Raw genomic sequence first — 18,064 nt, forward strand, 5'->3', positions numbered from 1 at the left:
AGCAGAAACAATGCCAACAACCGGATTTAAATTTTCATCCGTTCGGCTAGCTTAAACACTTCCTTTAGGCACTTTGCCGTCAGATCGGCGTCTTCGAGGGCGTTGTGAAAACCGTCTTCCCGCGAAAAACCGAAATGAGCAGCAATGGCGGTCAGGCTAAGCCGGTCGGGTGTTTTTTGCCCGTTAGCTTTCAACACCTTGAACGTGAAATACCCCAGCGTGTGCAAATCGAGCAGTACGCGCGAAAATGGCCACTTTAGCTTCTCGTAGCGGTAGGCTTCCTTCAGGAAATTGATGTCATTGATAACGCTTTGTCCGCAGATAATCACGTCGCGCAGGAAAGGTGTCCGGTCGAGTTGCCCCTGCGGTACCCGGATGCCAAGCTGCGTACAAATCCAGTTTTCCAGTTCGGGAAGCACATCATACATCATCGGTGCATCCTCCAGATCGGCCAGCGATAGGTTGTGAATCTTCTCCGACGACGACGAAAATGCGTCTTCGTTTTCGGGGTAGACGTTGGTCAGGTAGCGCCCTTTTTCCACCCACTGATCGTCGAACAGCACCGCGCCGATCTGAATAATCTCGTTGTAATCCGGCTCTGGGCCGGTCATTTCCAGGTCAAGTACGAGGTAGGGCATAGGGGTGAGTTTAATGGTTAAGGTTTAACGTTCAAGGTTAGATAGCCCGATTGTGAAGCCACTTTGGTAGTCAGTGTTAACATTAAACGTTAACCGTTAAACCTTAAACTAAAAGTCTGCGCGCTGCGGCTTCGTCCTGCTTGAGCTGATTGACTAGTGCCGATAGGCCGTCGAATTTCTGTTCGGGGCGGAGGAAGGCACGGAATTGCAGCGTCAGGTGTTCGCCGTAAATGTCTTTGTCGAAATCAAAAATGTACGTCTCGATGGTCTGATGCGTACCAGCGACGGTCGGGCGGTAGCCGATATTGAGCATCCCGCTGAATTTCTGCCCGGCATACAGCACATCGACCGCGTAAACACCGTTGGCCGGAATCAGCTTGACCGGATCATCGACCTGCAAGTTTGCCGTCGGAAAGCCAATCGTACGACCCAACTGACGCCCCTTCACGATCGTGCCGGACAAACTGTACGGACGACCCAACAGCCGGTTGGCCGTGTCGACATTACCGGCTTCGAGAGCGGCCCGAATGCGCGACGAGCTGACACCCACCGCTTCGATGTCCTGACGAGGTATCTCTTCAACCCCGAATCCGTACTCATCTTGGTGCGCCTGAATGTAATCGAAGCCGCCTTCGCGGTCGCGGCCAAAGCGGTGGTCATAGCCGATCACCAGTTTGTGGGTTCCGATTTTATCGATTAGCACCTGCTGAATATACTCCGCCGACGACAGTTCGGAAAAAGCGCGCGTAAACGGAATAACGACCAGATGATCGACTCCCGCCTGTTCGAGAAGTTCGATTTTTTCGTCCAGCGTTGTCAGCAGTTTCAGATCCATGCTGTCGTTCGACAGCACAGTGCGGGGGTGGGGCCAATACGTAATCAGTACCGACTCGCCCCCGCTCGACCGGGCAATTTCGGTCAGTCGGGCCAGAATTGTCTGGTGTCCCCGGTGTACCCCGTCGAACGTGCCGCTTGTAACAACGGCGTTGGGTAGGGGTTGAAGTTCGTCGAGACCGCGATGAATAAGCATGACTGGTAATAATGGCAGGTACTGACTATGGCTGTGCGTTGCTTTCGGGCGACTGCGTGTCCCGGCAGCGACTGATAAACGAATCGAGCGTGTCGGCGTCTTCGATGCGGAACGCCCCGATGCGGGTCCGGCGCAGGGCGCTCATGTAAGCACCATTGCCCAGCAGTAGCCCGAGGTCGCGCACCAGACTGCGAATATAAGTGCCTTTGGAACACACGATGCGGAAATCGACTTCCGGGAACCGCGCCGTGTCAACCTCGAAAACCGATACCGTCACCTGCCGACTTTTGATTTCGGTGGTTTCGCCCCGCCGGGCCTTCTCGTACAATCGCTCGCCATTGACCCGAATGGCTGAATAAATGGGTGGTACCTGCATAACCTCACCCGTCAACTGACGGGCCGCGTCGCGAATGGCATCCGGTGTGATGTTGCTCGTGTCGTATTCAGCATCGACAGCCGTTTCCAGATCAATCGAGGGGGTAGTTTTGCCCAGTACCAGCGTGCCGGTATATTCTTTTTCCTGCGCCTGATACTGATCGATCTGCTTGGTCATTTTACCCGTGCAGAGAATCAGCAGGCCGGTTGCCAGTGGGTCAAGCGTGCCGGCATGACCAATTTTCTTGAACTTACAGGCGTACTTCAGCTTGTTGGCCACGTCGAACGATGTCCATGTCAGTGGCTTATCAATCAGAATAACCTGTCCGGGGTCGGGAGTGGGTTGTTGCAAAAAGGTGTACGGTTTACAGTATCCGGTTTACGGTTTTCAGAGGTTCACGTACCACTATCCACGTCGGGTGACTGGTACGACCATAAACTGAAAACCGTAAACCGAACACCGGTTTATAATACGTCGATCTTAACACCGGCTGCCAGCAGGCCCAGCAGAATCAGGCCGGCGATGATACGGTAATAGCCAAATACTTTGAAGCCGTGTTTGGTCAGGAAGCCGACAAAGCCGCGAATGGCCAGCATGCCGACGATGAAGGCGATGGTGTTGCCGATCAGCAGAATCTTGTAGTCGGCGGGCTGGAGCAGTTTGTAGGTCTTGAGCAGTTTGTAGCCCGATGCAGCGGCCATCGTTGGTACGGCCAGGAAAAACGAGAATTCGGCCGCCTGTGTGCGGGTCAGGCCCTGAAACATGCCGCCGATGATGGTTGCGGCCGACCGTGACACGCCCGGCACCATCGCGATGCACTGGAAAAAGCCAATGCGCAGGGCGTCGGGTGCCGTGACATCGTGGTCTTTGGGTTGCGCCAACGTGATCTTGTCGATAAACAGCAGGATGAACCCACCCACAACCAGCATAATGGCAACGACCGTTACGTTTTCGAGCAACGAGTCGATGAAGTCGTTCAGCAGAAAGCCGATAACGGCCGCTGGCAGGAAGGCAATCAGGATTTTGGAGTAGAAATCGGCCAGCCGCTGTGTCTTCTGCGGCAGTCGCTGTACCCAGGTTGGGGCCACAAAATCGTCGGTGCGCGTGTCGACCAGAAACCGGCGGTGGTAGAGCACCAGCACCGACAGGATGCAGCCAAACTGTACGTCGACCGTGTACAGCTTGGTGAATTCGTTACCGGCAATACCCGCCAGCGAAGAGTAAATAATCATGTGGCCCGTCGAGGAGATCGGCAAAAATTCGGTCAGCCCCTCGATGATCGCCAGCGCAATCGCGTGAATCAAATCCATTGAAAAGAGTTGTACAGTCGTACAGTTATAGCGTTGTAAAGTTGCCTGCGGGAAATTGCCCCGACAAAGCTACTTGTCAACGCTACAACTCTACAACTTTATAACTCCACAACTTTTACGCCTTTGGCCGGGCCAGGATGGCAAAAAACTCGAGCACGAAGCCCGCCATCACAACGATCGGGCCGAGGGTAAGCCCCAAAAAGCCAAAGCCGAACTCTTCTTTGTCGAGGCTCATGATGAAAAAGCCGACCAGAATAATCCCGATACCGGCCAGCATCAGCGTGTAGTTCTGCCGACCAAACGGCAGGGCTGCTGCTGAGCGAGTGGGCTCGGTAGTTAGCGGGCGCGTCGTAACAGGCCGCGTCGGGCCAACGGTTGGCGTAGCCGTCGCAACGGTCGCCGTTTTCTTGGGTTCTTCACGGGTCAGCATTGCCGAGCCGAATTGCTTATCTTTTGCCATTGTCGTATATCAATACAGTTCGTCCAGTGTCAGGCCGAGATACCGATGTACGGCCTGAAACGTACTAAAAAAGCCAATCAACGCGCCCAGACCGACCAGACCGGCCAGCAGGGCAATCAACTGGGTAGTATCCTGAAAATACGCCAGTTCGGGCAAGTTGTGGGTCGCCACCTGCAACCCCACCAACAGCAGGACAACCGCTATTGCACCGGCCAGTAACCCTTGCCAGACCCCCCGCCCTAAAAACGGTCTGGTAATAAAACTGTTCGTAGCGCCAACTAATTGCATGCTACGAATCAGCATTCGCTGCGAGTGCAGTGCCAGCCGGATCGTGTTGTTCATCAGCACCACGATAATCAGCAGCATGATCAACGCAAAAACGGCCATGACCGTGTAAATCCGGCCAATGTTTCGGTTGATACTATCGACCAGATTCTCCTGATAAACGACCTCGAAAACGCCATCGACATTTTCCAGATCGGTCTTTACGCCCGCCAGCTTCGACTCGTCGAAGTACGCTTCGTTGAGTTTAATCCGGTAGCTGTCGCGCAGGGGATTTTCGGTTAGAAATTTGGAAAAATCCTCCTTCGTTTCAGCGATAAATTCACGGGCAGCTGCATCTTTCGACACAAACGTTACCTGTGGTTTCCCGTCCGTTGTCAGCGTATACGGCTTATCGGCCAGGGTTCGGTACATCAGCGTTGCCGCCTTCGTCGAGTCAGTGTCTTTGTCCAGGAATACCCGTACCTCGTAATTCTCCCGGATATACTGCACCAGCCGTTTGGATTCGATAGCGAGCATGCCGCAGAAACCGATCAGAAACAGAGCCAGTGTCAGGCTGAATAATATCATTCCAGCGGGATACGCACCCACTTTTTTCTTTTTACGAGCCATCCGGAAGGATCGTGTTGGTAAACAAAAATAATAGCCAGAACCGGGCGAAGGGCGAATTTAAGAAAATTTAAGCCTTCCGCCCGGAGGGCGGGGGTTGTAGAGTTTTAAAGTTGTAAGGTAGTAGAGTCGGCTGGCGCGTCCGAGTCCGGCGCTAGCAACTTTATAATTCTACAACTATCCAACTCAGAAAAACTCATTTCCAAATAGGCTCGACAGGGCGGATGCTGGCGGAGCGGAGACCGTCGCCGAAGAACTGGATGCCCCGGCTGTTGGGAACGGGAAAAATCTGATTGGTCAGGGTTACCTGCCCGTCGTTGGCAAATACCTCAACCGACGACCGGTCGACCCAGATTTGCAGCGATATACGGCCGTTCTGCGGCTTGACGGGGGCGGCAAACCGACCGGGGAAGTCTTTGGCAAACGCCACCTGCCCCGAGCGCGTCCGATCGACGTAGAGCAATTGCCGGATGGGGTCGTAGCCAACCACAGTTTCCTGATCGGTATTGCGGCACAGGCGAACTCCTGCTTCGGCTTTGGTGGCTTCCAGATCGAGCGTCAATTGGTAGGTGTCGCTCGAAAAACCGTTGTCGGTCAGGCTTTGGTTGAGAGCACCCTGATCGAAACCGGCCCACTGAAAGGCCGGACCCAGCAGACTTTTTAATTCCTGAACGGGGCGCTGGCGTAGTTCATAGCCCGTAGCCTGTTTCGTCAGGCGCAGCTCACGGGGCATCGACATAGCTCCGCGAAACGAGCGGGTTGGTGTATCCGTCGCGTATTGCCAGTTGTTCATCCAGCCGATACTGATGGCACCCCGGTTGCCACGCATGGGCATGTTGTTGAACGTGACGGCCGCGTAATAATCTTTACCCCAGTCGATTGGCCGGGCGACGGTTGTGGCCGGGTCGCGGACGAAAGTGCGCCCGTCGAACTGACCGACGTAGTACTCCATGCCCGAACCACCGGCAGCCGCTCCGCTCCCGACCGATAGCAGCAGCACCCATTTCCGCTCCATCGACCCTTCGACCGGTAGCTCGACCAGATCGGGGCACTCCCAGATACCGCCGATGGCCGGAGCTGCCTTGCCGGAGGTTTTGGTTGGAACGTCCGTCGAAAATTCACCGGAGCGGGTCCAGTTTTTCAGGTTAGTCGAGGTGTAAAACAAGGCTTTTCGTTCCGGTGACAGTACCGTAACCATGACCCAGTGCTGCGAGGGTTCGTGCCAGAACACTTTCGGGTCCCGAAAGTCTTTCTTGTTGAGGTCCAGAACTGGCTGCGTGCCGTAGCGGGTCCAGGTGCGGCCCTTGTCGTTGCTATACGCCAGATACTGGCTTTGGTTACTCGGCTGATGGCCGGTGAAAATGGCAACCATCGGTGGCCGCCCGTCGCTCCCGAAGCCGCTGCTGTTCGCTTTGTCGACCACGCAGCTACCCGAAAAAATCATGACCGGGCCCGCTTCCGGAATGGCAACGGGCAACTCCTGCCAGTGCACCAGATCACGGCTGATGGCGTGCCCCCAGCTCATGTGCCCCCATTTCGTCCCCTGCGGATTGTGCTGGTAAAACAGGTGGTATTCACTGTCGAAATACACCAGCCCGTTTGGATCGTTGATCCAGTTGGCCTGCGGTGTATAATGGAAAAACGGCCGGAAAGGCTGCTGATAAGACGTATCGACTGGCATACGCTGCGCCAACAGGATAGGGGCAAACAAGCCTGCTGAAACGACAAGCGACAAAACGCGGACCATGGAAACCGGGAAAACAGAACGGGTAGGTAAGAACGGGAATTAGACGCAGAAATGCCATCAGGGTTTAGGCAATGGCCGGTCAGAACAGTGCTTTCGCAATTTTCATGACGTTATCGGCCTTTCCCATCGTATAGAAGTGCATGACCGGTGCCCCGGCCGCGATCAGTTCGCGGCATTGCTGAATCCCCCATTCGACACCCACCTGCCGGGCCTGCTGATCGTTTTCGCACGCTTCTACCGCCTTTATCAGGTCGGCCGGCATCTCCAGGTGAAACAGTTTGGGCAGAATCTGTAGCTGCTTGCGGGTGGCAAGCGGTTTCAGACCCGGAATGATCGGGACGGTGATGTCCGCCTGCCGACAGCGGTCGACGAAGTCAAAGTACTTCTGGTTGTCGAAAAACATCTGGGTCACGATGTAATCGGCTCCTTTATCGATTTTCTGTTTTAGATGGTGAAAATCAATGTCGTGGTCGAGGGCTTCGAAGTGCTTTTCGGGATAAGCCGCTACACCGACGCAGAAATCACTGGGCGTCATAGCGGTATCTTCTTCGTGCAGGTACTGCCCTCGGTTCATATCGGCGACCTGCGCCACCAGTTCGCTGGCGTAGGAATACCCGTTTTCTTTGGCCTTAAAGGTCGAGAATGGTTTAGCCGGATCGCCACGTAGCACCAGTACATTGTCGATGCCAATGTATTGCAGGTCGATCAGGAAATCCTCCGTTTCGTCGCGCGAGAAGCCACCACAAAGCACGTGCGGTACCGGGTCAACGCCGAAGCGGTGGAGGATAGCCGAGCATATTCCGACGGTGCCGGGGCGTTTGCGCGTCACGATTTTCTGAATGGTTCCGTCGGGCAGGGGCCGTTCGATGTATTCTTCGCGGTGATACGTAACGTCAATAAACGGCGGCTTAAACTCCATCAGCGGCTCGATGTTGTCGAGCAGATTTTTCAGCGTGTCGCCCTTGATGGGGGGAATAACTTCGATGGAAAAAATCGGCTTGCCGTTGGCGGCTTTAATGTGGTCGGTAATTTTCGTCATGAGTGGCGCAAAACTAACGGGAAAACACCAGTAGTCGGGCGTAAATTCCATTGGCCTGCCCGTTGCTGAACGGCTGAATATCGAGCCGACGCCCAACATCTGACCGGTTTTTGACTTCGTGCAATTTCGGGATTCCCCAGCCCACCAGCGACCCAAACGCGGCCCCGGCGAGCAGATCGGTCGGGAAATGTTTGCCGCCTTCGTAGCGCAGCACCGCCGTTGCCGACGCGAGTCCCAACGACCCGACCCACACAAACGGGCGGTAACGGGAGGTGGGGAAGTAGTGGCTGAACGTGGTGCCCGTAAACACAGCCGCTGCGAAGGCATTGGTTGCGTGGCCCGAAAAGAACGACTGCCGGGCTTCGCGATCCAGCTTATCGGCCAGTGGCGCATCTGGGTTGTAAACGTAGGGGCGGGTGCGCTGCACGATGTTTTTCACCGACCGCTGTATCCCGTTGGCCAGCAGTGCCGTTTCAAGAAACATGACGCCCACCGTTTTGACTTCCTGCCGCATTGTTGGTGTACCTACTGTCAATGCACCAAGCAGGGCAACGTTACCCGCCAGCGTTAGGTCGCTAAGCTGGTCGGCGGTGTGGCTGAACCGGTAGGTGGCACTCCGATCAAACGAGTTGATCGTTGAGCGGTCAAGCGTACTGATGTCAGCACTGGTCAGCGGGGTAAGCCGTTGCTCCAGCACCAGTGCCGACGCACCCGTTGCGGCTCCGATGCCAAAAATGGCGATCTCGCGCCCGGTGCGCAGCTCGTACGGTGACTGGGCAGCTACGGTTGTAGCCGTAAACAGGCCCACGATGAGGGTAAGGTGTTGAAAAAAACGCATACGAAGTTTGGTTTTGGTGACCGGCGCACCGGTCCAGGCTACTACCCATTAGCTGACCCGGACGACGAGCGGTTCGTCATACAGGTAAACCAGTCGGCCATCGACCTCCTGAAGGCCCATTTCCCGGTAGAGATCAATGAAGTAGCGGAGACTTTCGGTCGGGTCATTTTCGGCGTCGGGTGCTGCCTCCGATGGCGACACGTATTGTACCAGCGTGATTTCGTGGTGTAGTCCGTGTACGACGCGGTGGGGGGCACCGTGCAGTCGGCGGGCGCTCAGAATACTGCGGTCGGTGTCGATACGGCGGGTGGGGTCAAACAGGCCGTCGAGGTCGGCATGCGTAACAATGGCCAGCAGCCGTTCGCTCAACACATCGCACTCCGACTGCCGGACCAGCCCTTCGCTCGTCAGCTGGCGCAGGGCTTTGTCGATACAGCCGGGGCCCCGAATCAGGCTCAGCGCAGCCGCCAGCTTGCGGGCCAGTTCGCGGGTGCGCTCAAACGTAGCAACGTCGAACACCCGGTCGGCCTGTCGGCGCAGCTGGAGGTCCTGCCCCCGACTGCCGCTGATTATGGTATCCAGCACAATATCGGTGGTCGTTGCGGCTGGTGATGTTGCGCCTTCATGGTGCTGACTGCAACTGTTGAGAATGTACGTGCTTTTGTCGTCCTGCCACTGACAGCCGCAGGCCAGTGCCACCTGGCTGTCGCGCAGAAACCCGTAGAGCCAGTTGGTGATGCTGCCTTTTCTGGTATCGGCATTCTTTAACCGTTCGCTGACGATGCAGAGCCGATCGGCTGCGCGGGTAAAAGCTACGTACAGCAGGTTCATGTTTTCCAGAAACGTCCGCGTCACCTCGTCATCATACTGGTTTTTAATGACGTCGGGCGTGTTTCCCAAACTTTTCGTCGGGTGAACGGGGGCGTTCATCAGGCGGCTAACGGTGCCGGTCGTGTCCTGATGGGCCAGCGCGTCGGTCCGCACGTCCGACAGGTCGAGCCAGATCATGGCCCTGGGTTTTGGCGTGGTATCCCAGGTGGCGAAGGGAATGATGACGACCGGAAACTCCAGCCCTTTCGACTTGTGAATGGTCTGGATATGAACGGCGTCGCGTTTGGCACCCTCAACCGAAATTTTGCTGCTCGCGCCTTTCCAGTACAGCAGAAAATCGCTCAGGTGACCGCTGCGTTTGGCGTTAAACGTGAGTACTTCGTCGAGAAACCGAAACAGAAACGGATTGTCTTCGCCTTTGGCAAACAAATTAAACTGAGCCGTCAGTCGTTCGGCCAGTTCGTATGGGTTTAGTTGACCCAGCGCGTGCGGATCGAGCGGATAGCCTTCGGTGTGCAGGTACTCGAAAACGGCGTTGTGCCCCGTTTCGGCCACCGCCCGTAGCTGACTGGCCAGTTCGTTGTCGGGAAAAACGTCGTACACGACGCGGTGGAACAGGTACAGCAGTTCGTAGCGCAGCAGCTTCTGATCGGGCCGTTGCAGTACCTGCATCACCGTCACCAGCCACTTCACCGGCTCCGACGATTCGAGCAAAAGCGAATCGGCCGATACCAGCGGAATCCGCAGCCGAACCAGCTCATTGGCCAGCGCTCGGGCGTGCCGTTTGGTGCGGCACAGAATGGCAATGTCGCTGTAGGCATACCCCTCTGCCTTCGCCTGGCTGAGGTGCTTCAGGGTTTGGTCGAGCATGGCCTTCGTCAGGTCGATGCCATTTTCCGAGTCGGCGGCTACGAAGTCGATCTGTACGTGTCCGTCCGTTTTCGCCTTCGCGCTTACTTTCTGGTGAAACTGCTTATTGGCGTCGAACACGTCGCCGACCCGGTGGTGTTCGCTCTCGAATCGGCGGGCGGTATGCTCAAAGAAGTCGTTGTTGAACCGAACGATGGGCTGCGCGCTGCGCCAGTTGGTGTCGAGCAACGCCGGGTCGATGTGGCCCCGCAGCGTACCGATTCGCTCGGATGTCCAGCTATCGGGTCCGTGAGCCTGTTGCAGGCTGTCGAGATCCTGCCGGTGCAGCGCCACGATCTGATCCATGTCGCCCCCCCGGAAGCGGTAAATGGCCTGCTTGCCGTCGCCCACGGCGAGGTTAAACTGATTGGCAGCTACCGAGTTTTCGATCAGCGGCAGCAGGTTGGCGAATTGCAGGCGCGATGTGTCCTGAAATTCATCGATCAGCACGTGATTATAGCGCGTGCCGAGCCGCTCGTACAGGAACGGCACCGGCTCCGACGTGACGATGCTCAGGATTTTCTTGTTGAACTCCGAAATATGCACCCGTCCGTCTTTGCGCAGCAGATCGTCGAATTCAACCCGCATCTGCCGAAGTAAAGCCAGCTTTTGCAGGTGTGGCAGCAGCGCACCATACAGCGTCGTCTGCGTGCCCCGCTCATCGCGAATGCTGATAATCTGCCGGATACAGTCGGTCAGGTCGTCGGCGATACTGTCGATGCTGCTTTGGGTCGCTAAGGGTGTCTTTTTGCCGTACCAGGCTCCTTCGTCAACGGCACTAAGAACGCGTTTGCCGATTTCCTTAGTTGCTTCGCCCTGCGCAACATCCCGGATAAAACCACCTACCCCCGAACTGCCATACGAGAAATCGGCCTCGCTCAGGCCCTGCCCGGTTATCAGCCCCCATGCCCGCTCTCCCTGCGCCACGATGTCGCTTTCGACCTGTTTATTGTGGTCGATGAGTTGCTGCCGGATGGCCCGGATGGCCCCGGCGTCAGTTCCTGCGCGGCTGTGACGGCCTGATAAAACTGATCGGAGGTTAGGTTATAGCCAAATTCCCGGAGCGTTTCGGGGAGCATCTGCCAGCTATCACCTTCGGTCGCCGTATGCATGTAGTAGTCGCGCAGCACGGTCGTAATTTCCTCCATCTCGTCGGTGCCCGCCTTTTCGAGCAGCGTATCGATGGCTTCGCCCAGCACCTCGTCGGTGTCCATCTCGACCTCAAACGAGTAGGGAAGGCCCAATTCATCGGTAAAGGCTGTCACGATGCGTTGCGTAAACGAGTCGATGGTCGTGACGCTGAAATCGGCGTAGCGGTGCAGGATGGTGCGAAATACGCGCCCGGCTTTCTCCCGGATGGCCTGCTGCTTTTCGGCGAAATCAGCCGTGCCGGGCACCACATCCTTGCCAAATAGTTCGGTCGTGAGGTCGTTGAGCAGGGGAGAGGCCGCGCCAGTACCCGCCATCTGCTGCAACTCCCGCAAAATCCGGTCTTTCATCTCGTTGGCAGCCGCGTTGGTAAACGTCACTGCCAGAATGGATCGGAAATAGTCGGCTTTTCGATCGGGGTCAAGGGCAAGTTTCAGGTACTCCTTCGTGAGGGTGTACGTCTTACCCGAACCAGCCGATGAACTATAGATTTTAAGCAAGGCTTTGGATAGAGTTTAAGGTTTGTAGTTAGGGATTTAACGTTTGTTTGCGCCGGAGGAACCTTTAACCACAAACCTTAAACCTTAAACTAAAAATTATACCGCAGCCCCAGGCCGGAGTTGAGGTTCAGGAAAAACGGAGCCTGCAAGAGTTCGACATAAACGCCCGTTTCCAGAAAAAAGGAATACGGCTTGTTGGGTGGAAAATATTCGACCCCACCAATCCCCGATACGCCCAGCGACAGCGCATTTTCGTATTCGCCGTTGAGCCGGGTTGGGTAGTACCGGCGCGTGTTGATCTGCCCACCGTAGCCGTAATAGCCCCGGATGCTTTCGCTTTTGGTGATTGGCGTGTACTGAATGTAGTGCCCCTGCACCGAGAAGCCGACGCTTCGGTACTGCCCGCTGCGGTAGCTTCGGTTGGTGCCGTAGAGCCCGCCGTACGTGCCGATGTTCAGGTCGAACGCTTTTTTCTCGCCGAAATATTTGCGGACGTTGATGCCCGCCGGTTCGCCGATGCGGAAGCCGACAGCCCAGTTGTTGTACTGCGCCAGCGCGGGAACGGCGGCACCAAAAAGCAGGAAAAAACAAAGTAATGAAGCCCCTTTGCGCATACCGGATAAGGTTGTCATGTCGAATGGCCCGTACGTCGGGTTTGTCAAAAATACGCCAAAAGCCGTTAGCTGTTCGACACAGGCTCGGGCTTTGTCGCTTCATCGTCGGTGCCGAGCGGCAATTGGGCTTCAGCAGGAACGGGGGCCGGCTGCCGCAACACGTCGATCAGGCGCTCATTCTCAGTCCTTGTTCCGACCGTGATCCGCAGGCAACCATCGCACAACTTCACCGACGACCGATCCCGCACGATTACCTGCTGCTCAATCAGGTAGGCGAAGGTGCCTTTTGCATCGGTAAAGCGGACGAGCAGGAAGTTGGCGTCGGACGGGTGAATCTGCTGCACAGTAGGCAGGGTTTGCAAGGCGTCGGACAGCCACTGTCGCTCGTCCATGATCTCGGTGACCATCTGCCGTTTGTCGGCTTCGTGGGTTAGTGCGTCGAGGGCTAGGGCCTGCGTTGGGGCCGAGATGTTGTAGGGCGGTTTGATCTTGTTCATCACCGCAATCAGCTCGGGCGAAGCAAAGCACATACCCAGCCGCAGCCCCGCTAGCCCCCACGCTTTCGAGAACGTTTGCAGCACCACGAGATTCGGGTAAGCGTCGAGCTGGGCAGTCCACGACGGTACATCGGCAAAATCGATATACGCTTCATCGACGATCACCAGCGCGGTCTGGGCCGCGTCGAGAATCCGGCGGATGGCGTCGGGCTGGAGCAGATTGCCCGACGGGTTGTTGGGCGAACACAGAAAAATCAGCTTCGTCGTGTCGGTAATTGCCGCCAGCACCGCGTCGGTATCGACCTGAAAATCGGGCGTCAGCGGTACTTTGGTAATCGCTACGTCATTGATCGACGCCGACACTTCGTACATGCCATACGTTGGCGGCATAATCAGAATCTGATCCTGACCCGGTGTGCAGGTCGCCCGAACGAGCAGGTCGATAGGTTCGTCGGAGCCGTTGCCCAGAAAAACCTGCTCCGGCCGGACGCCCTTGATCGGGGCCAGCCGTTGCTTGATCGCCTGCTGATGCGGGTCGGGGTAGCGGTTGTAGTCGCCTTCGGTCGTGGTCGAGCCGAGGGGATTTTCGTTGGCATCGAGAAAGACGCCTTCCGTTCCGGTGTATTCGTCCCGCGCTGATGAATAAGGTACCAGAGCAGCAATGTGCGGACGAAGCAATGTAGCAAGTTGAAACATGAGTTGGGAAGAAAGAAGAGAGGAGTAAGACCAAAGAGCACCGATTCGGCTGTCTTTTCTCTTACGTCTTTTCTAGTGTATCTATTAGTTGTTTGTTGGCGTCGGTCGCCAGCGGAACGATTGTGCGTCGATAGCCCGCATGGTGCAGAGAACGCCGTCGAGGTGGTCGTATTCGTGCTGAATTAGTTCGGCTAAGGCCCAGTCATCGACGGTCCAGGTGTGGGGTTGCCAGTGTTCATCACGAAAGCTGAGCGTCAGTCGGCAATGTCGCCGGACACGGACCAGCAAATTCGGAAAACTCATGCAGTCGTCCCACAGTTCGTCGGCTTCGGGGCTGAGACTGGTTAATTCGGGGTTTATGAGTACGGTCGGTCTGTCGATGTTGAGGTAGATCAGCCGTTTCATAATGCCGAGTTGCGGAGCCGCAATCCCCCGCCCGAACTGGTATTTCGCCCTGATTTCCTCCATGACATTGTGCAGATCGGCTACCCAGCCCGCAACCAGCGGCAGTTCCGATTGCTGCACCGGCTCGCAGGTTTCGTACAGTCGCGGGTCGCCCAGCAGCAGCAGGTCAGTTAGTTTTTTCATCTGGATAGTACATGCGGGTATCTGGGGGCGTAAACCGAACCACACGAACGGGTTTGTTGAGCACCGGCTGGTACGTCATACTCACGGTTGTTTTTTCCTTCCCGCTTGAATACCCTTCATCAATGCGCAGCAGTAGGAACGACTGTTTGTCGATCCACAAAAACGCGACTTTATTGTTCCAGTAAACGCCACTAATTCGGTAGCAGGGATGCCCGTTTTCTATCGCGTCACCGATCAATTTTACATTCGTCAGGGAGTCGACTCCCCAGCCAGCACCGATTGGTTCGGTCAGCAGCAAACCGGGAATTTTGCGGGATGCCGTGCCTGAAACGCCGGTAGCTGCCGCCAATAACATTGGCAGAGACTCGCTGACAGTCCACTTCTCAATTGTCCACCGCCTGAACGCTTTGGGGCCATCTGTCCAGACGAACATTTCATCTGGTGTGATGGATAGCCTGGTCGGTTCAGTTTTATAATGAAACCGAAACTGCCGAGTCGGTCGATAGTAGGCGGTCTGGAAGCTGCGGACTGTCGTAAATCTTGGTTGAGACCGCCCTGCTTCGTAAAAATCGGTCGTCACCCGCCCCGCGTCCTGATACGACGTTGCGGTGCGATAGACACCGATAGACCGGTCCAGAATCTGCTGTCCCGTCAAAGGCTGGCCGTATCCTGACTGATTAACGAGTAGCGCAACACACAATGCCAGTAAACTACCAGGCCAGCGAAAGCTATGTGCAACGGGTGTGGTTTTCGGCATCGGTGCGTTTTGGCTACTTGACGTAATCAAGTGGCAGAGTGATAAGTGGCAGTTGCCTGGTTTCCGGATAATGACACAAATTTGTTTCGCAAATCCCACACAGATCGCCCATCACAAGGGGTGAAACGGATATGTCATGCGTTCAGCACATCGGTCAGCTGGATGACCTGCAAACCGTCGATGTCGGCAAAATCGGCTACGTTGTTGGTCAGCACCGGCATCGCGTGTATCAGTGCCGTAGCCGCAATAATCGAATCGGCTAGCGAGCGTTTGCGTTGCTGACGCAGTTCGATGGCTTTCGCGATCGTTTTTTCATCAATCGGGAAAACGTGAATGATCGAAAAAAGATCGTCGAAATACTGCTTTTCACCTGCCACGAGTTTATGAAACCCAGCAACCTCCAACTTCGTGATAGCCGATGCCTGAAACTGATCAACATCGCTCAGCAAGAACTGCTGTAACGCTTCATACTGTGGAAGCAGCGAATAGATGAATATATTACTGTCGACAATCATTCTCCTCGGCCATGTAATGGCTGATCTTGCCGCGTTTCACGCTGCCATTCGGATGGGTCGCCAAATTTTTCTGCAACCCCGCTTGCCTGTAGCTTCTCAAGAATGGACCGCAGCTTTTCTTTTCTGATAGCTACGGGCTCCGACTCGGTTTTCCGGATTTTCTCTACCAGACGACTATTGTATCTCGGTAAAATTTGCATCAACTGAGCTTCGTCTTCCGGTGTGTCAATCTCTATTACCCATTGACTCATAGCGTTCGTTTTTAGCAAGATAACAAAATCAGGCCGGATTCATCTCCGCCAAACTCGCCAGTCGCAGGCTAACGGCGCGTTTATGGGCGTCGAGCGATTCAGCTTCGGCCATCGCTTCCACGACCGGGCCGAGAACCTGCAAACCCTCCGGCGTGATGTGCTGCACCGTTATCTTCTTGACGAAACTATCCAGCGATACGCCACTGTACGCACGGGCAAAGCCGTTGGTGGGCAGTGTGTGATTCGTACCCGATGCGTAGTCGCCCGCCGATTCGGGAGTGTAGTTACCCAGAAAAATCGACCCGGCGTTGATGATCTGCTCCGCGACCTGCTCGGCGTCGGCAACGCTCAGGATCAGGTGCTCGGCAGCATAGTCGTTCAGCAGGTCGATGGCGTCGGCGGGCGTGTCGAGCAGGATCGCTTTGCTGTTGTCGAGGGCTTTGCTGGCTACGGCTTCGCGGGGTAGTTTGCCCAGCTGCGTACTCAACGTCAGGTTGACCAGCTCGACCAGTTTGCGGCTTGTCGACACGAGCAGCACCTGACTATCGGGGCCGTGTTCAGCCTGTGACAGCAGGTCGGCGGCTACGAACGCGGGTACGGCTGTGTCGTCGGCGTAAACGGCAACTTCACTCGGCCCGGCGGGCATATCGATGGCCGTGCCTTCTTTGGCCGCCAGCATCTTTGCCGCCGTCACGTACTGATTGCCGGGGCCGAATAGCTTATACACTTTAGGTACCGACTCCGTGCCGTAGGTCATGGCCGCAATAGCCTGTGCTCCCCCAATCTGAAAAACTTTCGTAATGCCGACCAGTTTGGCCGCGAAGTATACGGCCGGGTGAGTCGCGGGGGTGCAAAGTACCACCTCACGGCAACCCGCCAACTGCGCCGGAACGCCCAGCATCAGCACCGTGCTGAACAGCGGAGCCGTGCCGCCGGGAATATACAGCCCTACCTTATCGATACCCACACTCCGACGCCAGCAGGTCACACCCGGCATCGTTTCAATCTTCTCAACGGGTTGCCGCTGTGCTTCGTGAAACGTGCGAATGTTCTGGTACGCCTGCCGAATGGCCGCTTTCAGTTCGTCGCTCAGTTGCGCTTCTGCCGCGTCGAGCACGACGGGCGAAACAGCCAGCGTATCGGCGGTAAGCGTAACCTTATCGAAGCGTTGCGTCAGCTCGATCAGAGCCGCGTCGCCCCCCGTTCTGACCTGATTCATAATCGGACCCACAATGGCGTCGATCTGCTGTGTCGACTGCACCGGGCGGGCCAGCAAGGCGGGCCACTCCGTCCGGTCGGGGAAGGGGATAATATTCATGGGCTTCGCTGGTTTAAGGTTTAATGTCTAGGGTTTGAGGTTCCTCCGGTGGAAGCAAACAACCTTGACCATTAAACCACAAACCTTAAACTCTCTAATAGATCATTTTCTCAATTGGGATGACCAAAATACCTTCGGCACCAGCGGCACGGATGGCTTCGATGTTTTCCCAGAATTCGTTTTCGTTCAGCACCGAATGCACCGAACTCCAGCCTTCCGTCGCCAGGGGTGTCACCGTCGGACTACGCATGCCCGGCAGCAACGACGTGATCTGGCCGATGGCGTGGTTGGGCGCGTTCAGCACGATGTACTTGTTGTTTTTAGCCGCCTGCACCGCTTTAATGCGAAACAGGAGCTTGTCTACCAACGTCTGTTTGTCGGCAGTCAGTTCAGGGTTGGCGATGAGAATGGCCTCCGACCGGAAAATCGTTTCGACCTCCTGCAAACCGTTGCTCAGCAGCGTACTACCCGAGCTGACAATATCGCAGACGGCTTCGGCCAGCCCGATGCCGGGCGCAATCTCAACCGACCCGCTGATCTCGTGAATATCGGCCGACACGCCCTTGTCCTTCAAATAGTTGCCCAGCAATGTTGGGTAAGAAGTAGCGATACTTTTACCGGTGAGGTCATGAATGCCCGACCAATCGGTGCCGCGCGGGATAGCGATCGACAGGCGGCATTTGGAGAAGCCCAGCTTGTGAATCGTGCTAACCGACCGGCCCGTTTCGACCGACACGTTTTCACCGACGATGCCGAGGTCAGCCACGCCGTCTTCCACATAGCCGGGAATATCGTCGTCGCGCAGAAAAAGAAATTCAGCCGGGAAGTTAGATGATACCGACCGGAGTTTACCGGTGCCGTAGTCGAAGCGGATGCCGCACTCTTTAAAAAGCTGGTATGAGTCCTCGCTCAACCGGCCGGACTTTTGAAGGGCAATGCGTAAGGCAGATGTCATGGGGGATTACTGATGCGGCAACCGTTGACCTGACTACGGTAGCCAGCCAACGCCAAACCGATTAAAACGAAAGTCAGCACACGGGTAACCGCGTTGATTTCAGAGAAACGAATGAAACAAAAGTAAGGGAAACGGCTGATACGTGGATGAAGCAC

The 18,064-nt window shown here is 55.9% G+C and carries 19 protein-coding genes; all 19 read right to left on the reverse strand.

The genetic code is table 11. The features are described from left to right. Positions 1–26: 26 nt before the first annotated feature. Positions 27–638, reverse strand: coding sequence for a 3'-5' exonuclease (locus tag HH216_RS13580; protein ID WP_169551295.1), 612 nt, complete (start codon positions 636–638; stop codon positions 27–29). A gap of 103 nt (positions 639–741) precedes the next feature. Next, positions 742–1,668, reverse strand: a complete 927-nt coding sequence (locus HH216_RS13585) for a bifunctional riboflavin kinase/FAD synthetase (protein WP_169551296.1) — start codon at positions 1,666–1,668, stop codon at positions 742–744. A gap of 25 nt (positions 1,669–1,693) precedes the next feature. Then, complete coding sequence (truB, locus tag HH216_RS13590; RefSeq protein ID WP_169551297.1) at positions 1,694–2,395, reverse strand: tRNA pseudouridine(55) synthase TruB; 702 nt, start codon at positions 2,393–2,395, stop codon at positions 1,694–1,696. Positions 2,396–2,508: 113 nt separating this feature from the next. After that, positions 2,509–3,354, reverse strand: coding sequence for an undecaprenyl-diphosphate phosphatase (locus tag HH216_RS13595; protein WP_169551298.1), 846 nt, complete (start codon positions 3,352–3,354; stop codon positions 2,509–2,511). Positions 3,355–3,469: 115 nt separating this feature from the next. Continuing rightward, entirely contained in the window at positions 3,470–3,814 is a 345-nt protein-coding gene (locus HH216_RS13600) for a DUF3098 domain-containing protein (protein ID WP_169551299.1), read from the reverse strand. 9 nt (positions 3,815–3,823) lie between these two features. Continuing rightward, positions 3,824–4,708 (reverse strand): cell division protein FtsX, encoded by an 885-nt coding sequence (locus HH216_RS13605; RefSeq protein WP_169551300.1) that lies wholly within the window; start codon positions 4,706–4,708, stop codon positions 3,824–3,826. 193 nt (positions 4,709–4,901) lie between these two features. Beyond that, complete coding sequence (locus HH216_RS13610; protein ID WP_169551301.1) at positions 4,902–6,452, reverse strand: glycoside hydrolase family 32 protein; 1,551 nt, start codon at positions 6,450–6,452, stop codon at positions 4,902–4,904. Between the two features lie 79 nt (positions 6,453–6,531). Next, on the reverse strand, positions 6,532–7,491 hold the full coding sequence (gene metF / locus HH216_RS13615) for a methylenetetrahydrofolate reductase [NAD(P)H] (RefSeq protein ID WP_169551302.1): 960 nt from the start codon (positions 7,489–7,491) through the stop codon (positions 6,532–6,534). 13 nt (positions 7,492–7,504) lie between these two features. Beyond that, on the reverse strand, positions 7,505–8,329 hold the full coding sequence (locus HH216_RS13620; RefSeq protein WP_169551303.1) for a phosphatase PAP2 family protein: 825 nt from the start codon (positions 8,327–8,329) through the stop codon (positions 7,505–7,507). 48 nt (positions 8,330–8,377) lie between these two features. Continuing rightward, positions 8,378–10,996 carry a UvrD-helicase domain-containing protein gene (locus HH216_RS13625; protein ID WP_332871393.1) on the reverse strand — a complete coding sequence of 873 codons (2,619 nt, stop codon included), beginning with the start codon at positions 10,994–10,996 and terminating at the stop codon, positions 8,378–8,380. Beyond that, positions 10,966–11,718: a UvrD-helicase domain-containing protein gene (locus HH216_RS26655; RefSeq protein ID WP_332871394.1), complete on the reverse strand. Its 753-nt coding sequence runs from the start codon at positions 11,716–11,718 to the stop codon at positions 10,966–10,968. The genes HH216_RS13625 and HH216_RS26655 overlap by 31 nt, the downstream gene beginning before the upstream one ends. Positions 11,719–11,807: 89 nt before the next feature. Beyond that, positions 11,808–12,332 (reverse strand): hypothetical protein, encoded by a 525-nt coding sequence (locus HH216_RS13630; protein WP_169553385.1) that lies wholly within the window; start codon positions 12,330–12,332, stop codon positions 11,808–11,810. A gap of 65 nt (positions 12,333–12,397) precedes the next feature. Further along, positions 12,398–13,525: a histidinol-phosphate transaminase gene (hisC, locus tag HH216_RS13635; RefSeq protein WP_169551304.1), complete on the reverse strand. Its 1,128-nt coding sequence runs from the start codon at positions 13,523–13,525 to the stop codon at positions 12,398–12,400. Between the two features lie 84 nt (positions 13,526–13,609). Continuing rightward, on the reverse strand, positions 13,610–14,113 hold the full coding sequence (locus tag HH216_RS13640) for a peptide deformylase (protein WP_169551305.1): 504 nt from the start codon (positions 14,111–14,113) through the stop codon (positions 13,610–13,612). Further along, positions 14,097–14,870 carry a hypothetical protein gene (locus HH216_RS13645; protein ID WP_169551306.1) on the reverse strand — a complete coding sequence of 258 codons (774 nt, stop codon included), beginning with the start codon at positions 14,868–14,870 and terminating at the stop codon, positions 14,097–14,099. Before HH216_RS13645 ends, HH216_RS13640 begins: the two co-directional genes overlap by 17 nt. Before the next feature lie 134 nt (positions 14,871–15,004). Further along, complete coding sequence (locus HH216_RS13650; protein ID WP_169551307.1) at positions 15,005–15,385, reverse strand: type II toxin-antitoxin system VapC family toxin; 381 nt, start codon at positions 15,383–15,385, stop codon at positions 15,005–15,007. Next, entirely contained in the window at positions 15,382–15,636 is a 255-nt protein-coding gene (locus HH216_RS13655; protein WP_169551308.1) for a hypothetical protein, read from the reverse strand. Before HH216_RS13655 ends, HH216_RS13650 begins: the two co-directional genes overlap by 4 nt. A 28-nt stretch (positions 15,637–15,664) precedes the next feature. Next, positions 15,665–16,954 (reverse strand): histidinol dehydrogenase, encoded by a 1,290-nt coding sequence (hisD, locus tag HH216_RS13660; RefSeq protein WP_169551309.1) that lies wholly within the window; start codon positions 16,952–16,954, stop codon positions 15,665–15,667. 94 nt (positions 16,955–17,048) lie between these two features. Then, entirely contained in the window at positions 17,049–17,909 is an 861-nt protein-coding gene (gene hisG / locus HH216_RS13665) for an ATP phosphoribosyltransferase (RefSeq protein WP_169551310.1), read from the reverse strand. Positions 17,910–18,064 lie beyond the last annotated feature (155 nt).

The sequence above is a fragment of the Spirosoma rhododendri genome (assembly GCF_012849055.1).
GTDB classification, from domain to species: Bacteria; Bacteroidota; Bacteroidia; order Cytophagales; family Spirosomataceae; genus Spirosoma; species Spirosoma rhododendri.

What these genes read in the sequence shown, in the direction of transcription:
- HH216_RS13580 (WP_169551295.1), bottom strand. Translation starts at nt 638, where the DNA reads ATGCCCTACCTCGTACTTGACCTGGAAATGACCGGCCCAGAGCCGGAT.
- HH216_RS13585 (WP_169551296.1), bottom strand. Translation starts at nt 1,668, where the DNA reads ATGCTTATTCATCGCGGTCTCGACGAACTTCAACCCCTACCCAACGCC.
- HH216_RS13595 (WP_169551298.1), bottom strand. Translation starts at nt 3,354, where the DNA reads ATGGATTTGATTCACGCGATTGCGCTGGCGATCATCGAGGGGCTGACC.
- HH216_RS13600 (WP_169551299.1), bottom strand. Translation starts at nt 3,814, where the DNA reads ATGGCAAAAGATAAGCAATTCGGCTCGGCAATGCTGACCCGTGAAGAA.
- HH216_RS13605 (WP_169551300.1), bottom strand. Translation starts at nt 4,708, where the DNA reads ATGGCTCGTAAAAAGAAAAAAGTGGGTGCGTATCCCGCTGGAATGATA.
- HH216_RS13610 (WP_169551301.1), bottom strand. Translation starts at nt 6,452, where the DNA reads ATGGTCCGCGTTTTGTCGCTTGTCGTTTCAGCAGGCTTGTTTGCCCCT.
- metF (WP_169551302.1), bottom strand. Translation starts at nt 7,491, where the DNA reads ATGACGAAAATTACCGACCACATTAAAGCCGCCAACGGCAAGCCGATT.
- HH216_RS13620 (WP_169551303.1), bottom strand. Translation starts at nt 8,329, where the DNA reads ATGCGTTTTTTTCAACACCTTACCCTCATCGTGGGCCTGTTTACGGCT.
- HH216_RS13630 (WP_169553385.1), bottom strand. Translation starts at nt 12,332, where the DNA reads ATGCGCAAAGGGGCTTCATTACTTTGTTTTTTCCTGCTTTTTGGTGCC.
- hisC (WP_169551304.1), bottom strand. Translation starts at nt 13,525, where the DNA reads ATGTTTCAACTTGCTACATTGCTTCGTCCGCACATTGCTGCTCTGGTA.
- HH216_RS13640 (WP_169551305.1), bottom strand. Translation starts at nt 14,113, where the DNA reads ATGAAAAAACTAACTGACCTGCTGCTGCTGGGCGACCCGCGACTGTAC.
- HH216_RS13645 (WP_169551306.1), bottom strand. Translation starts at nt 14,870, where the DNA reads ATGCCGAAAACCACACCCGTTGCACATAGCTTTCGCTGGCCTGGTAGT.
- HH216_RS13650 (WP_169551307.1), bottom strand. Translation starts at nt 15,385, where the DNA reads ATGATTGTCGACAGTAATATATTCATCTATTCGCTGCTTCCACAGTAT.
- HH216_RS13655 (WP_169551308.1), bottom strand. Translation starts at nt 15,636, where the DNA reads ATGAGTCAATGGGTAATAGAGATTGACACACCGGAAGACGAAGCTCAG.
- hisD (WP_169551309.1), bottom strand. Translation starts at nt 16,954, where the DNA reads ATGAATATTATCCCCTTCCCCGACCGGACGGAGTGGCCCGCCTTGCTG.
- hisG (WP_169551310.1), bottom strand. Translation starts at nt 17,909, where the DNA reads ATGACATCTGCCTTACGCATTGCCCTTCAAAAGTCCGGCCGGTTGAGC.